Raw genomic sequence first — 16,997 nt, forward strand, 5'->3', positions numbered from 1 at the left:
TCACGAGGCCCCTTCCGCACGCGCCAGGTCCAGCGCGATGTCCACGATCATGTCCTCCTGGCCGCCGACCATCCGGCGGCGGCCCACCTCGGTCAGGATGGTGCGGGTGTCGATCCCGTAGCGTGCGGACGCGGCCTCGGCGTGACGCAGGAAACTGGAGTAGACCCCGGCGTAGCCGAGCGTCAGCGTCTCCCGGTCCACCCGGACCGGCCGGTCCTGCAACGGCCGGATCAGGTCGTCGGCGGCGTCCATCAGGGCGTGCAGGTCGCAGCCGTGCTCCCAGCCCATCAGGTCGGCCACCGCGACGAACACCTCGATCGGGCAGTTGCCCGCGCCCGCGCCCATCCCCGCCAGGGAGGCGTCCACCCGGTAGGTGCCGTTCTCCACGGCCACGACCGAGTTGGCCACCCCCAGTCCCAGGTTGTGGTGGGCGTGGATGCCGATCTCCGTGTCCTCGTCGAGCACCGAGCGGTAGGCCCGGACCCGCTCCCGGACCCCGTCCATGGTCAGCCGGCCGCCGGAGTCTGTCACGTAGACGCACCGCGCGCCGTAGGACTCCATGAGCTTGGCCTGCCGGGCCAGCTCCTCGGCCGGTGCCATGTGGGACATCATCAGGAACCCGGCCACGTCCATGCCGAGCTCGCGCGCGGTGGCGATGTGCTGAGCGGAGATGTCGGCCTCGGTGCAGTGGGTGGCGATCCGGACCGAGGTCACGCCGAGCGCGTGAGCGCGCCTGAGATCGTGGATCGTTCCGATGCCGGGCAGCAGCAGGGTCGTCAGCTTCGCCTGCCGTACGGCTCCCGCGACCGCCTCGATCCACTCGTCGTCGGTGTGCGCGCCCGCGCCGTAGTTGAAGCTGCCCCCGGCCAGGCCGTCGCCGTGGGCGATCTCGATGGCCGTCACACCGGCGGCGTCCAGCGCCGCGGCGATCTCGGCGGCCTGGGCCGTGGTGTAGCGGTGCCGGATGGCGTGCATGCCGTCCCGCAGCGTCACGTCCTGGACGTAGAGCTTCACGCGCCCACCTTCGCATCCATGATCGCGCCCGATCCGCCCGGCAGCTCCGCCAGCCGCTCGGCGGTGCGCAACGCGGCCGAGGTCATGATGTCCAGGTTTCCGGCGTAGGAGGGCAGGTAGTGAGCCGCCCCCTCCACCTCCAGGAAGACGCTCACCTTGGTCCCACCGTTCCGCCCCCCGCCGGGCAGCGGCTCTCCCGGCGGGATCCTCTCGAACTGCACGTCCTGCTTGAGCCGGTAGCCGAGCACGTAGTCACGGACCTTCTCCACCATGTCCCGCACGGCCTGCGCCACCGCGGCCTCGTCACACTCGTCGACCAGGCAGTAGACCGTGTCTCGCATGATCAGCGGTGGCTCGGCCGGGTTGAGGACGATGATCGCCTTGCCCTTGGCGGCCCCGCCGACCTCCTCGATAGCCCGTGAGGTCGTCTCGGTGAACTCGTCGATGTTGGCGCGGGTGCCGGGCCCGGCGGACCGGGAGGCGATCGAGGCGACGATCTCGGCGTACCTGACGGGGGCCTGCGAGGCCACCGCCGCCACGATCGGGATCGTCGCCTGCCCGCCGCAGGTGACCATGTTGAGGTTGCGCTCGGCGAGATGGGCGTCCAGGTTGACCGGAGGCACCACGTAGGGCCCGACGGCGGCGGGGGTCAGGTCGATGACCCGCTTGCCGTGTGCCCGGAGCACCCGGTCGTTGTGGAGGTGCGCCTTCGCCGAGGTCGCGTCGAGGACGAGGTCCACCTCGGTGAACCGGGGCAGGCCGACCAGGCCCTCGACGCCCTCGTGGGTCGTGGCCACCCCGCGCCTGCGGGCGCGGGCGAGGCCGTCGGAGTCGGGGTCGATGCCCGCCATCGCGACGACCTCGACCCGATCGGACAGCAGCGCCTTGAACATCAGGTCGGTGCCGATGTTCCCCGAGCCGATGATCGCGATTCTCACCCGCCCGGCGGCCGGCGTCGTCGCGCCGGCGTCGCCGGAAGTCACGCTGTCACTGAGAGCCATGTCGTCACCGAGGGCCATTTCGTCGTCGAGGGTCACGTTGTCGCCGAGGGTCATGAGAAGACCGCCCGCACCGAGCCGAGACCGTCGATGACGACCTCGAAGACGTCGCCGGGCTCGACGGGCACCACAGGGCCGAGCGCCCCGGTGAGCACGATGTCCCCGGCGCGCAGCGGGAAGTCCCTGCGGCCCAGCGCGTCGGCCAGCCAGACGGCGGCGTTCAGCGGATGCCCGAGGCAGGCCGCGCCCGCGCCGGTGGAGACCTCCTGGCCCCGCCGGTTCATGGTCATCCCGGCCAGCCGCAGGTCCAGGCCGGCGAGCGGGACGGGCGTGTTGCCCAGGACGAAGGCGCCGCTGGAGGCGTTGTCGGCGATGGTGTCGACGAGCGTGATGTCCCATCCCGCGATCCGGCTGTCCACGATCTCGATCGCGGGCAGTACGAAGTCGACCGCCCGGATGACCTCGGCCACCGTGAACGGCCCGCCCACCAGGTCGCTCTTGAGGACCAGCGCGATCTCGGCCTCGGCTCTGGGCTGCAGGAAGCGGCCGGTCGGGATGGGCAGACCGTCGAGGTAGGCCATGTCCGCGAAGAGCATGCCGAAGTCCGGCTGGTCCACGCCGAGCTGGCGCTGGACCGCCTGGGAGGTCAGGCCGATCTTGCGTCCGACGAGCCTCCGGCCGTCGTGCAGCGCCCGCCGGGTGTTGATCTCCTGTACGGCGTAGCCGATCTCGGCGGTCCTGTCCGGCAGCGTCTCCCGTACCGGCGGGCAGGGCTTGCCGCTGCGCCCCGCCTCGAGCAGCTGGTCGGCCGCCTCGACGAGCACGTCCGTGGCCTCGCTCCACTCAGTCATGTCCCAGCTCCAGCTTGATCGTGATCGTGGTGGGTTCGGAGTAGAAGTCCAGCGAGTGCGTGCCGCCCTCCCTGCCGATGCCCGACAGCTTCACCCCGCCGAACGGGGTGCGCAGGTCCCGCAGGTACCAGGTGTTGACCCAGACCAGGCCGGCCTCCAGCGACCGGGCGACCCGGTGGGCCCGGTTCAGGCTGGTCGTCCAGACCGTCGCCGCCAGGCCGTACTCGCTGTCGTTGGCCAGCTCGACCGCCTCGGCCTCGGTGTCGAACGGCGCGACGTGGCAGACCGGGCCGAAGATCTCCTCCCGGTTCACCCGGGAGTCGCGCGCGAGCCCGGTCAGCACGGTCGGCTCGACGTAGTAGCCGCCGTCGCGGTCGTCGTCGAACCGCGGCACGCCGCCCCCCGCCCGGATCTCGGCGCCCTCGTTCTTGGCCAGCTCGTAGTAGGAGAGCACCTTGTCCCGATGCTCCGCCGAGATCATCGGCATCATCGTGGTGTCCTCGTCGGAGGGGCGCCCGAACCTCAGCTCTCCCGCCCGCTCGGCCAGCCGCGTGGTGAACTCCTCGAAGACGGGCCGTTCCACGTAGAGCCGCTCGGTGCACAGGCAGACCTGGCCGCCGTTGGTGAAGACCGACCGCACGCTTCCCTCGACCGCCGCGTCCAGGTCGGCGTCGGCGAAGACCAGCCCGGCGTTCTTGCCGCCCAGCTCGAACGAGACCGGCTTGACCCGGTCCGCCACGCTCTTCATGATCGTCGATCCGGTACGGCTCTCGCCGGTGAAGGTCACCGCGTCCACGCCCGGGTGCTCCACCAGGAACTGGCCGGTGGAACCGCCGCCGAACCCGTGCACCACGTTGAGGACGCCGGGCGGCAGGCCGATCGAGGCGGCGATCTCCGCCAGCACCGCGACCGAGCCCGGCGTGTGCTCGGAGGGCTTGACCACGATCGTGTTGCCCGCCACGAGCGAAGGGCCGATCTTCCAGGTCGCCAGCAGGAAGGGGAGGTTCCACGGCACGATCACCGCGACCACGCCGAGCGGCCTGCGCACGGTGTAGCTCAGCACGTCGCGCAGATGGAACGCGCTCTCCGGGCGCTGGGCCGCGATCTCGGCGAAGGACCTGAAACTGGCCGCGCCCCGCGGGATGTCCAACGTGCGGGTCTGCGTGATCGACTTACCGGTGTCGGCGATCTCCGCGGCCACCAGCTCCTCGAACCGCTCCTCGATCGCGTCGGCGAGACGGCGCATCCAGGCGGCCCGTTCCGCCACCGGCAGCGCCGCCCACTCCGGCAGGGCCGCACGTGCGGCGGCGACCGCCCGGTCGACGATGGCTCGGTCCGCCTCGTGGACCTGGCGGACCGGCTGCCCGGTCACCGGGTCGTGCGTGGCGAACGTCGCGCCCTCGGCGACCGGCACCCCACCGATGAAGTGGGTTACCTGGTCAGACAAGGCTTCTCCTCAGGGTAGGACCCGGCTGGGCCATTAGGTACGGGTATAGAGGTGAGAGCCGTTCATCGGCAACAATGTGTTCCGTGAAACGGAACCCCGACCACCTTTCGGTGCTGGAGAAGTCCTGGCTCGTGCTCGACGCGTTCCGCCCCACGGGAGGTCCCCTGCGTCTGGCCGATGTCACCGAACGGTGCCACCTGCCCAAGACCACCGCCTTCCGGCTGCTCACCGAGCTCGCCGAGATCGGTGCGGTCACCCGCCGCGACGACGGCTACTACCTGGGCCGTCGCCTCTTCGAGCTCGGTTGCATCGTGCCCCTGGAACGCGACCTGAGACATGCGGCGCTGCCCTTCATGCACGATCTCTACGAGGCCACCCACGAGACCGTGCACCTGGGCGTGCGCGACGGCCTGGACGTGGTCTACGTCGAGAAGATCCGCGGCCAGGCGGCCTTCGCCCTGCCCTCCCGTGTCGGCGGGCGTCTCCCCCTGACCTGCACCGGAATCGGCAAGGCCCTGCTGGCCTACTCGGGGCCCGACCTGATCGACGAGGTTCTCGGCCGCCCCCTGCGCCGGATGACCCCCCACTCGATCGTGGACCCGCAGCGCCTTGAGGAGGCCATCGGCCAGATCCAGGCGGCGGGCCTGGCCTACGAACGCGAGGAGGCCCAGCTCGGCGGCGCCTGCATCGCGGCCCCCATCTTCGGCGCCGGCGTGGCCGTCGCCGCCCTGTCCGTCTCCGTCCCCCTCGCCCGGTTCCAGCCCACCCGCCTGGCCCCCGTCGTCAAAGCCGCGGCCCTGGGCATCTCCCGCGCCCTGGCCAGGACCATCTGACCGCCCGCCGGCCCCAGGGGCATCGACGGGCCCGCGGTCAATGCTTGAAGACGCTCACGTCTCCGGGCTCGGTCTCCAGCGCCTGGCGATCGAATACCAGCAGGCCGAGGAAGAACAGCCCGCCCGCGAGGAGCAAGCCGACCACGATCAGGACGGGGACGAACGCTCCCGCGGGCACCACCAGCACGAACAGCGCGACGACCGACCACACCAGCGCGCCGATCGCGACCGGCAGCTCGAAGCGTCCGAGGTCGAACGCGCCCTTCTTGCGATCCAATCGTCCGCGCACCGCCAGGTAGAGGATGATCGTCAAGCCGTAGATGATCGCCGGGAGGATCGTCGCCGCCGTGATCAGCTCCAGCAGTGCCGCACCCGGCAGCGCGACCATCAGGACGACCCCCACGACGAAGATCAGGATCGTCGCCGGGACCGGCGTATGCGTGCGCGGGTCGACCCGCCGCATCAGCCGGTGGGCGGGGAAGCGTGAGTCGCGCGACATCGCGAAAACGATCCGCGAACACGCGGCCATCACCACCAGCCCGGCGCCGAAGAACGCGAACGTGATCGCGACCAGCAGCGTCCTCTCCATCACCGGACCGAGCTGATCGCGCATGATCGCCGCGACCGGCGAGCCGCTGGCGCTGATCCGGGGGATATCGTCGATCGCGACGGTGAGCGAGATCAGGAACAGCAGCCCCAGCAGCCCGGCCGCCACGACCGATCCCACGATCGCGCGCGGGACGGTGCGATAGGGGTCCTTGGCCTCCTCAGCCAGGTTCGCCGCGGCGTCGAAGCCGACGAGCGTAGCGAGGCCCATGATCATCGCGAGCATCAACCCGCCGCCGACGGCGAAATAGTCGGGGGCGTTCTCGGCGACACCACGCGAGGTGAGGTTGTCGACCGCGCCGTTGCCCGTGATCGCCACGGCGATGACGAGCGCGATCGCCACCACCACGACGAGCACCAGTTCGAGCCCCACCGCACTCGCGTTGATCAAGCTGACGATGCGCGTCGAGCCCACTGCGAGCAAGACCTGGATGAGCAGCACCCCGAGCGTGATCAAGCGCGCGGTGTCCTCGTCCGGCTCGATGCCGACGAGCGGCATGAACGCCTGGCTCGCGAGCGCGTTGTCGACCGCCACCACGGCGATCGCCAGGTAGCAGAAGGTCAGCCAACCGAACCCCCAGCCGATCTTGGGGTTGGCCAGCCGCGAGGCCCATTGGTAGGAGGAGCCGCTGAGCGGGATGCGGGCCGCGAACTGCGCGACCACCAACGCCACCAGGGTCTGCCCCACCGCCGCGATGGCCCAAAGCCAGATCCCGACCGGCCCCGCGTTCTGCAGCACGTCGTCGTACGTCGCGAAGATGCCGACCGCCACCGAGATGAACGCGAACGAGATCGCGAACACCTGAAAAGAGCCGAGCGTCCGTTTCAGCTCTTGCCGATAGCCCGCAAGCTCGACGGAACTCTCGCCGGCCTGCGCGCCCGCCGAAGCTTCCGCCACCTCAGCCACCCCACCTTCCGTTGGCGGGGGGCGTCAGTCCTGGAACCGGCGAGTCGAATTCCGTTCCAAGACTCTCTTCCGAGACCCTTTCCGAAAATCCTTTTCCGAAAACTACTGATCTTGAATTCGTGGTGTCGCAGCAGCCGGCAAGTACGGGTCTTCGCGGTACGCCGGATACGTGAGACACACGCGGGGGCCGGGACCGCCTTCGTCTATGCGGGCAGGTTCCAGCTCGGGCCATGGGGGTCGCCCAGCCAGACGTACTGACCCTCCCGGGTGACGGTGAGGCCGAACGCCGACTGGTGCGGAGACCCGGCGTCCTGCCAGAGCAGGACGGCGTCCTCGACCGCGTCCCACAGGCGCAAGGGACCGTGCTGGTGAACCGTCCACCCACCGCCGGGGTTGGGCCTGGTGTCGGCCCGGGAGCCGGTGGCGACGTCCAACAGGATCGTCGTGTCGCCGGCCACCGACCGCTGGGTGCCCGCCGCGGCGAGCTGGGCGACCCACAGTGCGGCTTCGTCATCCAAAATTGCCGGATCGATCCTGCTCTCCCGAGCGTCCCCGATGCCCGTCATGACCGGCGGCCTGGGCGGCGGCAGGTGGGAGCGGGCTCGCATGAAGTACAAGTCGTCAGGCAGGAAGCGTCCGCTCGCCGTGCCGTCCTCGGCGAGGGTGAGATGCGCGAACGCGACCCCGCCCATCCAGCCCCACATAGGGGTGGTGATGGTTCCGCCGGCGCGTACCTGCCCCATCCACGTCGGCGGGATGGTCCGTACCGAACAGGTACCGATCAACCGGTCGTATTCGGCGTTGTCGTCGTAGCCGTGGAGGCCGTCACCCACAACCAGCGTCGGCGCATATCCGGCTTCGGTGATGGCCTTACTGGCGCGCTCGGCCACGGCAGGGTCGTACTCGATCGAGGTCACCGCGCTGTCGCCGATCCGGTGGCACATCAGCGAGGTGGAGTAGCCGGTGCCGGTGCCGATCTCCAGCACCGTGTCACCGTCGGTGATCTGGGCGGCCTCCAGCATCCGCACGACCAGGCTCGGAGTCGTGGACGACGAGCTGGGAGAGCCCGTCACCACACCTGTCGCCTCTTCGGCCAGTACTCCGTCTACCTGGGTCACCCATGTCTCATCGGAGTAGACCAGGGCCAGCCAGTCGCCTTCGTCCATCTCGGCACGGTGGGCGGCTGTCCACAGGTCGCCGCGAGCCGCGTCGCGCAGATAGACGGCATCTCCGATGAACAGCTCACGCGGCACCTGCTCGATCGCCTTGCGCCAGTCGGGAGACCCTACATGCTCTGCCAGCGCGTGGCGGAGTTTCATGGCCGTATTCACGGCCACCACCCTTCCAGTAGTACGTCAGCGATGGCGTGCGCCATCGCGTCTGAGTCAGGCAGCCAAGCCCACTGCCCGTTGGGGTTGCACTCGATGAAGATCCATTGACCGCTGTCGGTTTCGAGTGCGAAGTCGAATGCGCCGAACACCAGCCCGAACCGGTCGAGGTAGGCGTGTAGGGCACGATTGATCGGTTCGGGTACGTCGATAGGGTCGTGGACCAGCTTCTCCCAGTCACCGCTGCGCCAGTCGAGAGCGCCGTCGGGGGAACTGATCCTGCTGGCGAACACGTTCCGCCCGATCACGGTCACCCTGGCGTCAGCGGCCTTTCGCACCTCCTGCTGGAACAGGTGGGCGGTCACTGCCACCGAGTCGTCCAGCTCTTGCGGGGTGACCCGCTGCGTCCATATCGCACTAGCGGATCCGTCTGAGGCATGTGGAACGCCCCGGAACGATTTGTAGATCATCGGGCTGTGCTCGGCGAACCTCCGCGCCTGCTCCGCATCGTTGGTGACCAAGGTCCGCGGGATGCGCAGACCGAGCCGGGAGGCCACCTGAAGCTGAGCGACCTTGAAGTCCGCCCTTCTGATGTCGGCGGGGTGGTTGACGTACACCGCGCCGTGCAGGCTGTTCAGGATGCCGCCGAGTCCGTGCTGAGCTTCGGTGACAGCGAAGGTGCGCTGCTGGGCGGGCAGGTGGGCGAACCGGGCCGAGTACGAGGTGGGGCGGCGGTGGTACACCGCCCCGACCTCCGCGAGCGCAATGTCGCGACTCGGTGTGCGGAGTCGGCCAGCCCACTCTCCGCAGCCATCACCGATGGAGGCGCTGAACACCAGTTCGGCGCCGATATCGGCAGGATCGACGCGGGCAACATGCACCTGGCGCATGTTCAGCGCCTCGATCACCAGGTTGGCGGTGACGTCCTCCGCCGATGTGATGACCAGCACGGTTTGTGGCGATGGCCGCATCCGCTACGCCGAGTCGGTGTTGGAGTCGTCCGCGACGTTCGCGCTGCCGCCTGAGCCGTCGCTCCCGCCGCCCTTCGACATGCTTATGGTGGCGTAGGTCTTCTTGCCCATGTCCACGATCACGCCGTCCGCACCGTGAAAGCGGGTGAGCTGGGTCGCTGGGTCGAGCTGGACCGTCATGTACGGCGACTCGGCCTCCGGAAAAGATTCACTCATCCGGCCGAGCCCCCAAGGGGCGACTGCTGTTGTCATGCTTTCCTTCTTTCTGTCGTTGTTGCTGGGATTGAGTGACGGCGCACACCCCCGCATGAGGACCTCTGAGGATGAGGTCTGCCCATCGGGATTGGTCATCGCCTGGACGACGCGGGCGGGTCGGGTAACGACTCCGCCCGCCCGCGTCACGCACAACGCCGGCGCCCCTCCGCGCCGCGCTGTGCGGTAACCACGGCACGGCGGCACGCGCCTGGGAAACGGTGCCGCCGTGCCTGCTCATGAGCGGCCGGCCCCGGCCGGCACGGGCGCATACGGCCGGCGCTGGACGATCCGGGCCATCTCCGCATCGTGCATCTGAGCCTCCAGGCCCTCGGGGGTGGGATCAGAGACGATCAGCGCCTCCGGCGTCGGCCAGGTCGCCATGGCGTAGAAGCGGCGGCCGCCTGCGCCGTACAGGACGGTCCACCCCGGCCAGGCGCCGTCCAGCCGTTCGGCTTCGGCACGGGCCGGGCCGTCCCACAGACGGCGTGGGACGACGGCGACGGGGGCCAGGCCCGCGCGGTGGCGGCCGGGTGTGCGGGGGTTCCCGATCACGCGACCACCTGCTTGGCGATCTCTTCCTGCCGTTCGACCTCGGCCTCCAGCCCGTCGAAGGTGTCGGCGTCCACGATGGGCTCGGCTCCGGCGTGCAGCGCGCCCCGGGGGAACGGCTTTTCGCGGACTGCCCAGAAGCGGCCCCGGTCACTGAGGATCAGCCGCCAGCCGGGGATCGCGGGCTCGGGCATCCTGGATCTAACATCCTCCATGGGTCGGACCTCCTGTGTCCGGTCAAGGACCCGTCCGGTCGTTCGGAGCGTCGGGCGGGTCCGCCTTGCGCGATGGGGAAGAAGCCTCTGGAGCCCGCAGTACGGCAGGGACGGCCGCCGTGGGGACGCGGTGATGCCGAGGCCGCGCGCGGCACAGGACATCGGCCGTCGCCCGTCTATATGCCGACAGGTGACGGTGGTCCGGGGCGTGGGTGCCGGGCGTCGTACGGGACGCGACACCCGCTCGGGCAGAGGCGCGGGTACGGCGGGCACCGTGGTCGGAGCCCCCTCGGGGCAGGGCTGCGCGGGCACAGGTGGGACCGTCTCGGCCGGGGCCACGACGGCGGGCGAGTCGGGGCAGGACAGGCGGGTTGACCCGGTACGGCGAGCCTCCAAGCGCGCGGCCATCAACGCGCCGGAGGGCTGGGTGTACTCGTGGTCAGCGGGCCGGCCAGGACAGCCGTGCGCGTAAGGGGCGTGGCCGCAGACGGCGCAACCCATGGGCATCGGCGGCGCGTCGGCGAAGCAGCCGCAGTCACTTGCCGTCCGCCGAACCAAGATCGGAGCATTAAAGTTGGTCACGGGTCAGGAGTCACTTCCTGATCAAGGAACCCGTGCGGCGTGTCAGCGCCCGCGGGTTCCGTTTGTTTTAGACAGTCACCTCTTATGAGATCGCTGTAAAAGCACGTGCGACCAGGTGGGATTAGGGGAAACTAAGGGAAAGAGCCCTTTCCCCTGCTTCCGAAGAGGTGTGCCGATGACCGGCGCGGTTCCCCCCTGGGCAGCACGGTTACGGGATGAGCGGCGTGATCGCGAATGGTCTCAACGCGATATGGCCAAGCGGCTGGTAGAAGCAGCCAGCGAGGAGACACGTGGCCATCTGCCTGCGCGTGAAAGCATCATCCGCAACATCAAGAGCTGGGAGGCGGGCGAGCACCGGCCAAGGGACCCGTATCCAACGCTGTATGCCCGAGCTTTTTGTCTTGATGAGGCTGTTATCTTCAATTCCTCACCGCTCGTGTCCCAAGCTCCCACTGAGAGCGATGAATTAGTGAGTGTTATGGTGGCTGAACCGGCTCTACCCTGGATATGGGAACCGCGATCTACAGCAAGCGCCATTTACGACGTCACTAGAAGTGATCTAATGCTTGACCGTCGCCAAGCCGTTAAGGCGCTGGCCATAACAGCGGGACTTCCGCTCATCGATCCTGTTCAGCGCTGGCTGACCAAGAGCCCGAGAGAGCTTCCCGCCACCTCCCGGCCGGGTCGCATCGGTGCTGATGAAGTGGCTCAGCTTGAGGCGACCGCCGACGTCTTCCGGACCTGGGACGACTCCCGAGGCGGAGGCCTGGCACGCAAAGCGGTGATCGGCCAGCTCAACGAGGTCGCCGACCTGCTTCGAGATTCCCATCCTCGCGATATCACTGTGCGGCTGTTCCACGTGATGGCCGAGCTGGCGAAGATCGCCGCCACGATGTCGTGGGACTGCGGCATGCAGACCGCGGCGCAGAAGTACTACGTCCTGGCCCTCCAGGCGGCCAAGCCCACCGGGGACCAACCATTCGGGGCCAGTGTTCTGGCGTCCATGGCTCGCCAGTTGCTCTACCTCGACCGGCCGCAGGACGCACTGGAGCTGATCCGCCTGGCCCTGGACGGAGTTCAAACGGTCGGCACGCCCCGGCTGCGGGCCATGCTGCACACCCGCGAGGCATGGGCTTACGCCGCGCTCGGCCGACACGAAGCGTTCCGGAGAGCGACGGACGCGGCCGAGGATGCCTTCACCGAGATCTGCGAAGACGACCCCGACCCCGAATGGATCAGCTACTTCGACGCGGCCGAGTTCGCTGGCGTCACCGGCGGACGTTACCTGGAGATGGCGCGCCAGAACAGCCGTCACGCCGCCGATGCCGTGACTCATATCGGCCGGGCCCTGGAGCTTCGCAAGCGTTCCAGCATGCGCAGCCTGGCCTTGGACCAGATAGGGCTCGCTCAAGCGCACTTGTTGAACGGCGACCTAGGAGAGACGGTCGCAGCGGGGAGTGCCGCTGCGGACACGGCCGGCCAAGTTCAGTCCGACCGGGTGCGCGTTCAACTCCGCGAGCTGTACGTGGAGATCACGGCTCGGAGTGACTCCGCGATGGCCGGACTGAGTCAACAGATTCGGGAGACGCTGGCACGCTAGGAGAACACTGTCGTCGATCAGGAGATGCTGATGATGCGTATCGGTGTTACCGGCCATATGAACCTGACCCCGGATACGGCTCGTCTCGTGTCCGACGCCCTTCGCTCGTATCTTGCGCAGGTAGCCGATGAGGTGGTGGGGGTGTCCTGCATCGCCCGCGGAGCCGACTCTCTCTTCGCCGACGCCGTATTGGAGATGGGCGGGACGCTTGAAGTCGTCCTGCCTTCACGGGACTACCGCGACACCAAGGTCAAGCCGGATCACATAGAGCAGTTCGACCGGCTGCTGGGCAAGGCCGCGCGGGTGCGTGTCATGGATTTCGATCACGCCAACCGGGAGGCGTACATCGGAGCCAATACGGCGATGTTGAGCTCCATCGACGAACTCATGGCGGTATGGGATGGGGAGCCGTCCACGGGTGCAGGCGGTACGGCCGACGTCGTGGTGGAAGCTCGGCAGCGTGGTGTGCAAGTGACCGTGATCTGGCCGGAGGGTGCGGCCAGGGGGTAATACGAACCGGGCTTCCGAAGTCTCTACGGTTCGAGGGGATTGCCACCTGAGTCAGGACCGTAACGCTACTGGTTGTCGAGGAAGGCCAGTACGGCGAGCACCCTGCGGTGGCCTCCGTCGGAGACCGGCAGGCCGAGCTTGGCGAAAATGTTGCCGATGTGCTTGTGCACGGCGTTGTCGGTGACCGACAGCCGCTGGCCGATCTCGGCGTTGCTGAGGCCGTGCGCCATCAGCGACAGCACCTCCCGCTCCCGGTTGGTGAGCACGTCGAGGGCGTTCCCGCCGCCGCCGGCCATGAGCTGGGCGATGACCTCAGGGTCCATGACGGTGCCGCCCTCGGAGACCCGTCGCAGGTCGTCGATGAACTGCCCGACCCGGCCGACCCTGTCCTTGAGCAGGTAGCCGACCCCGCCGGAACCGTCGGCGAGCAGCTCGCGCGCGTAGACCTCCTCGACGTACTGCGACAGGACCAGGACCGGCAGGCCGGGATGCGCCTGCCGGATGGCCACGGCCGCCTTGATCCCCTCGTCGCGAAAGGACGGCGGCAGCCGCACGTCGGCGATCACGAGGTCGGGCCGATGCCGGTCCACGGCCTCCATCAGGCTGGGCCCGTCGGTGACGACGGCGGCCACCTCGATGCCCTTGGTGCCCAGGAGCAGCTCCAGGCCCGCCGAGAGCAGGACGTTGTCCTCGGCGATCACGACGCGCACGGCAGCTCCACGGTGATGGCGGTCGGCCCGCCGACAGGGCTCTCGACCAGCACGGTGCCGTCGAGCGCGGCCACTCTCCTGCGGATGCCCGCGATGCCGGTGCCGCGGCTCTCGTCGATCCCGCCGCGCCCGTCGTCGGCGATCTCGGTCTGCAGCCTGTCGCCCTGCCTGGTCAGCCGTACGGTAACCCACGTGGCGCCGCTGTGCTTGGTGGCGTTGGTGATCGTTTCCGCCACGATGAAGTATGCGGCGGCCTCGACCGCCGCGGGTACCCGTCCCAGGTCGTCCAGCGTCACCTCGACGGGGATGCCCGCCCGTGCGGCCACCGCGGTCACCGCGCCCGGCAGCCCCCTGTCGGCGAGGATGGGCGGGTACATCGTGCGAATCACGTCTCGCAGCTCGGCCATCGCCTCCTCGGTCCCCTCGTGCGCCTCCTCGAGCAGCCTGGCGAGGATCCCGGCGTCTTCGGGCAGCGCCTCCCTGGCCACGCCCAGTCGCATCGCGATGGCCACGAGCCTGGCCTGGGTTCCATCGTGCAGATCTCGCTCGATCCGGCGCAGCTCGGCGCCGTGGGCGTCGAGCACGCCCGCCCTGCTTTCGGTCAGCTCGCCGACCCGCTCGGCGAGCTGGTCCTCCGCGGACGGCTCCAGCACCGCCAGGCAGCCTTGCGCGTGCAAGCGACCCAGCCTCGGCAGCGCCCACCAGGCGAGCGCCCCCGCAACGGCGATCTGCAGGGCGCCGAGACCAAGCGCACTCGCCCATCCGGTCACCGGGATGGCCAGCAACGTCAGCGGCTGCTCCGCGGGGAACAGCCACCAGATCGGGGCCGCGATCACGGTGAACACCAGCGCACCGAGGGACGCCAGCGCGACCAGCCCGGCGGGGACGCCGGTCGCGATGTGCCGGAGCATCCACCACAGGTCGCGCCTGCTTTCACGATCCTCCAGGACCTGCCGCCACTGCGCGCGAACCCCCTCGGGCAGACACGCCTCCCGCTCGGAGATCGTGACGCCCAGCAGCGCGGCCGCGCGCCGCCGATGCCATTCGGCCCACCGCCGTAGCCCCATCATCATGCGCGGGACCACCACGAGCCCCAGCCCGCCCAACCCGGTGGACATCACGCCGACGGCTAGAAGCGGCAGGAGGATCATCGTCGCGATCGCCGTCGGCAAGCCCACCAGAAGATATCGAGCGTTGCGCCACACGTGTGTCAACCGCACTTATCGGAGGATCCTTCTAGCGGGGAGTTCAACGGCAAGCCACACTACCAAGCCCACCACCAGTACGGATGACGGCACCAGCCACAGCGGCCCCGCCGGCACAGGACGGCCGAGGAAGCCGACGCCGAGCAGGGCCAGCGGTACGGCCGAGAGCACGAGCCCCGACCCCGCCGCCCCGGCGCCGATCATCGCCGCCTCCCAGCGGATCATCCTCCTCAGCTGGCCCGGCGTCGCGCCCAGCCACCGCAGGGCGTTCAGCTCGTCACGCCGGGCCGTGGTGGTCGCCACCAGCCGGTTCGCGACGGCCACCAGTACGTAGGCCAGCAGTACGGCCAGGACGGCCATGTTCACCAGCGCCTGGGCCGAGGCCGAACCAGCCTGCGGGCCCTCTGGCAGGGTCGTGAGCTCGACCCCAGGCCATCGGTCGAGCAGCGGGCCGAACTCTGCGGGCCGGGCAAGAATCGCGGTGTCGAGGCCGGTTGTGATGTGACCGGCGGCCAGGTCATGGGAGACCACGATCGGTCCGAATCCGAGCCCTCGCCGGTAGGTCGCGACCACCCGCGCCCGCACCCGCGCCCCGTCGCCCATGGTCACGTCGAGCGACTGGCCGACCTGACCCACCCGCTCGTCGAGCGCGATCGCGTCGCCCTCGAGCTCGTCCAACCCGCCACGCACCACCTCCAGATCGACCAGCCCTTCGGCGTCCGGTCCGAGCGCCATGGCGGGTCTCGACATGAGGCGCGGATCGTCACCGAACAGGAGCGGTTCGGTCACCACCGTGGTCGTCGCCACCCCGGCGGCCCTGGTGGTCGCCCGCACCTCGGCGAGCAGATCGTGGGGAATGCCGCCCAAGCCGGGAGCGGTGATGGTGACGAGGCCATGCATGCCCAGCGTGGCCTGCTCCGACATGGCCTTGGTGATCGTGGTCTGGGTGAGCACCACACTGAGGCCGAGCGTGACCGCCATGCCGAGGGCGGCGACCGCACCCGCGGTCCTGAGCGCGTGCCCGTGACAGTTGTTGACCGCAAGCCAGGCGGGGCCCGAGACCCGAGCCATGAGCCGCGACCCGGCCAGGGCTCCCGCTGTCCGCTGGACCAGCCGGGGTCCCGCCAACGCCAGGCCGATCACGGCCAGGAGCGCGGCCGTGGCCGGGCCGATCGCGGCTGCCTCGGTCTGCACGACGAGCGGCGCAGTGGCCAGCACCAGGGAGGCCAGCATGAGCAACAAGCCGGCGTTCGTGCGTGCCCCCGAAGGAGTGCGCGTGTCGACGATGCCGGAGACGACCGGCATGCGCGAGATGCGGAGCGAGGCGGCCCACGACGCCACCCTCACGACGCCGAGCAGCAACAGCGTCGCGGCCACCGCGGGCAGCGGCCCGTACACCAGCGGCTGGTCGGCACGGAGCGCCCCGATGCGCACGAGCAGTTCGCCGAAGCGGGCGGCCAGGTAGTAACCCAGCGCGGCGCCGGGAGCCAGCGCCAGGACGGCGGCCGCGGCGCCCTGGATGGCGACCATCCGGCGCACCTGGCGCGGGGTCGCTCCCGCCGCCCGCAGCAAGGCCAGTTCGTGGCGCTGCCTGTTGATCGAGAGTGACAGCCCGCCGCCCACCACGAAGCCGACGATCATCAGGCTGATGCCGCCGATCGAGCCGGGGAGCACCAGCAGCAGCCCTCGACCCGCCGCCGCGCCCGGCGATTCCGCGTCGGCTCTGAACCGGCCGGTCATGATCTCGTAGTGCTCGCCGAGGCGGTCCCTGAGCCTCTCGGCAAGGGCCTCGGGGGCGACGCCAGGCGCGGCCCGGACCGCGACGAGGTCGACGGTGCCCGCCCGCGCGCCAGCCGTCCTGCCCGCCAGTTCGGCGGCCCTGGCGTCGGCGAAGTACAGGCCGGGGGCGTCGACCAGCGCCGTCACCCGGTAGGCCGCCGGCCGGCCGCCCGCCACGACCCGCACCTGCTGCCCGATCCGCCCGCCGTTCACGGCGATCTCGTTCGAGGCGCGCGGGGCGTGCCCCGCTGTGAGCCGCCCGCTCAGCGCGAGCGAAGACCACCCGTGCCCCGCCGTCGCCGGGTCAGCCGTACGGCTCGCCGTACCGGAAAGGACGGCGGCGGGAAAGCTCAGGTCACCCACCGTGTCCGCCACCCCGGGAACACCGGAGACCGCGCCGACCAGCGAACTCGGCACGGTCGCGCGCTCGGGCAACGCCACCGGCAGATCCTCTTCACGCGGGATCGACTGGCGCGCGGAGACCACCACATCCGCTCCGGCCAGCCGGACGGCAGGCTGCGAGCGGAACCCCGAGTCCACCATCACCCCGGTCGCGGTCACCAGCGCCATCCCGCCGAGCACGGCCGCGAACACCACGACGAGTCCGCCGATCCTGGCCATGGCCAACGACATCCTG

General features: G+C 69.6%; 16 protein-coding genes. 3 read left to right on the forward strand and 13 right to left on the reverse strand.

What is annotated here, in order from left to right:
* Genes dmpG through ACQPYK_RS46710 form a run of 4 tightly spaced genes read right to left on the reverse strand, consistent with a single transcriptional unit; the run spans position 1 to position 4,310 of the window.
* On the reverse strand, positions 1 to 1,014 hold the full coding sequence (dmpG, locus tag ACQPYK_RS46695) for a 4-hydroxy-2-oxovalerate aldolase (RefSeq protein ID WP_433247252.1): 1,014 nt from the start codon (positions 1,012 to 1,014) through the stop codon (positions 1 to 3).
* Complete coding sequence (locus tag ACQPYK_RS46700) at positions 1,011 to 2,069, reverse strand: acetaldehyde dehydrogenase (acetylating) (RefSeq protein ID WP_433247255.1); 1,059 nt, start codon at positions 2,067 to 2,069, stop codon at positions 1,011 to 1,013. The genes dmpG and ACQPYK_RS46700 overlap by 4 nt, the downstream gene beginning before the upstream one ends.
* Positions 2,066 to 2,863 carry a 2-keto-4-pentenoate hydratase gene (locus ACQPYK_RS46705; protein ID WP_433247258.1) on the reverse strand — a complete coding sequence of 266 codons (798 nt, stop codon included), beginning with the start codon at positions 2,861 to 2,863 and terminating at the stop codon, positions 2,066 to 2,068. Before ACQPYK_RS46705 ends, ACQPYK_RS46700 begins: the two co-directional genes overlap by 4 nt.
* Positions 2,856 to 4,310, reverse strand: coding sequence for a 2-hydroxymuconic semialdehyde dehydrogenase (locus ACQPYK_RS46710; protein ID WP_433247261.1), 1,455 nt, complete (start codon positions 4,308 to 4,310; stop codon positions 2,856 to 2,858). The genes ACQPYK_RS46705 and ACQPYK_RS46710 overlap by 8 nt, the downstream gene beginning before the upstream one ends.
* Positions 4,311 to 4,384: 74 nt before the next feature.
* Between ACQPYK_RS46710 and ACQPYK_RS46715 the strand changes: the two genes are divergently transcribed.
* Entirely contained in the window at positions 4,385 to 5,143 is a 759-nt protein-coding gene (locus ACQPYK_RS46715) for an IclR family transcriptional regulator (protein WP_433247264.1), read from the forward strand.
* 37 nt (positions 5,144 to 5,180) lie between these two features.
* Here ACQPYK_RS46715 and ACQPYK_RS46720 read toward each other — a convergent pair whose 3' ends face one another.
* The 6 genes from ACQPYK_RS46720 to ACQPYK_RS46745 all read right to left on the reverse strand — a co-directional run bounded on the left by ACQPYK_RS46720 (position 5,181) and on the right by ACQPYK_RS46745 (position 9,974).
* Entirely contained in the window at positions 5,181 to 6,656 is a 1,476-nt protein-coding gene (locus ACQPYK_RS46720) for an APC family permease (RefSeq protein ID WP_433247267.1), read from the reverse strand.
* 203 nt (positions 6,657 to 6,859) lie between these two features.
* Positions 6,860 to 7,975, reverse strand: coding sequence for an ATP-grasp peptide maturase system methyltransferase (tgmC, locus tag ACQPYK_RS46725; protein WP_433247270.1), 1,116 nt, complete (start codon positions 7,973 to 7,975; stop codon positions 6,860 to 6,862).
* An 8-nt stretch (positions 7,976 to 7,983) separates the two neighbouring features.
* On the reverse strand, positions 7,984 to 8,955 hold the full coding sequence (gene tgmB / locus ACQPYK_RS46730; RefSeq protein ID WP_433247273.1) for an ATP-grasp ribosomal peptide maturase: 972 nt from the start codon (positions 8,953 to 8,955) through the stop codon (positions 7,984 to 7,986).
* Between the two features lie 3 nt (positions 8,956 to 8,958).
* The gene (gene tgmA / locus ACQPYK_RS46735; RefSeq protein ID WP_433247276.1) at positions 8,959 to 9,306 is read right to left on the reverse strand and encodes a putative ATP-grasp-modified RiPP; all 348 of its coding nucleotides are present in this window, start codon (positions 9,304 to 9,306) and stop codon (positions 8,959 to 8,961) included.
* Positions 9,307 to 9,444: 138 nt separating this feature from the next.
* Positions 9,445 to 9,762, reverse strand: a complete 318-nt coding sequence (locus ACQPYK_RS46740; RefSeq protein WP_433247279.1) for a hypothetical protein — start codon at positions 9,760 to 9,762, stop codon at positions 9,445 to 9,447.
* Complete coding sequence (locus ACQPYK_RS46745; protein ID WP_433247282.1) at positions 9,759 to 9,974, reverse strand: hypothetical protein; 216 nt, start codon at positions 9,972 to 9,974, stop codon at positions 9,759 to 9,761. Before ACQPYK_RS46745 ends, ACQPYK_RS46740 begins: the two co-directional genes overlap by 4 nt.
* Positions 9,975 to 10,731: 757 nt before the next feature.
* Between ACQPYK_RS46745 and ACQPYK_RS46750 the strand changes: the two genes are divergently transcribed.
* Positions 10,732 to 12,156: a hypothetical protein gene (locus ACQPYK_RS46750; RefSeq protein WP_433247285.1), complete on the forward strand. Its 1,425-nt coding sequence runs from the start codon at positions 10,732 to 10,734 to the stop codon at positions 12,154 to 12,156.
* Between the two features lie 30 nt (positions 12,157 to 12,186).
* Positions 12,187 to 12,666 carry a hypothetical protein gene (locus tag ACQPYK_RS46755; RefSeq protein ID WP_433247288.1) on the forward strand — a complete coding sequence of 160 codons (480 nt, stop codon included), beginning with the start codon at positions 12,187 to 12,189 and terminating at the stop codon, positions 12,664 to 12,666.
* A 65-nt stretch (positions 12,667 to 12,731) separates the two neighbouring features.
* Here ACQPYK_RS46755 and ACQPYK_RS46760 read toward each other — a convergent pair whose 3' ends face one another.
* From ACQPYK_RS46760 to ACQPYK_RS46770, 3 genes are read right to left on the reverse strand one after another with little or no spacing between them, the layout of a single operon-like run.
* A complete protein-coding gene (locus ACQPYK_RS46760) occupies positions 12,732 to 13,376 on the reverse strand; it encodes a response regulator (RefSeq protein WP_433247291.1) in 645 nt (214 codons plus the stop codon).
* Positions 13,364 to 14,596: a sensor histidine kinase gene (locus ACQPYK_RS46765; protein ID WP_433247294.1), complete on the reverse strand. Its 1,233-nt coding sequence runs from the start codon at positions 14,594 to 14,596 to the stop codon at positions 13,364 to 13,366. Before ACQPYK_RS46765 ends, ACQPYK_RS46760 begins: the two co-directional genes overlap by 13 nt.
* A complete protein-coding gene (locus ACQPYK_RS46770) occupies positions 14,597 to 16,993 on the reverse strand; it encodes an FtsX-like permease family protein (RefSeq protein WP_433259117.1) in 2,397 nt (798 codons plus the stop codon). It lies immediately after the preceding gene.
* Positions 16,994 to 16,997: the final 4 nt, after the last annotated feature.

The sequence above is a fragment of the Streptosporangium sp. CA-135522 genome (assembly GCF_050949235.1).
Classification (GTDB): Bacteria; Actinomycetota; Actinomycetes; order Streptosporangiales; family Streptosporangiaceae; genus Streptosporangium.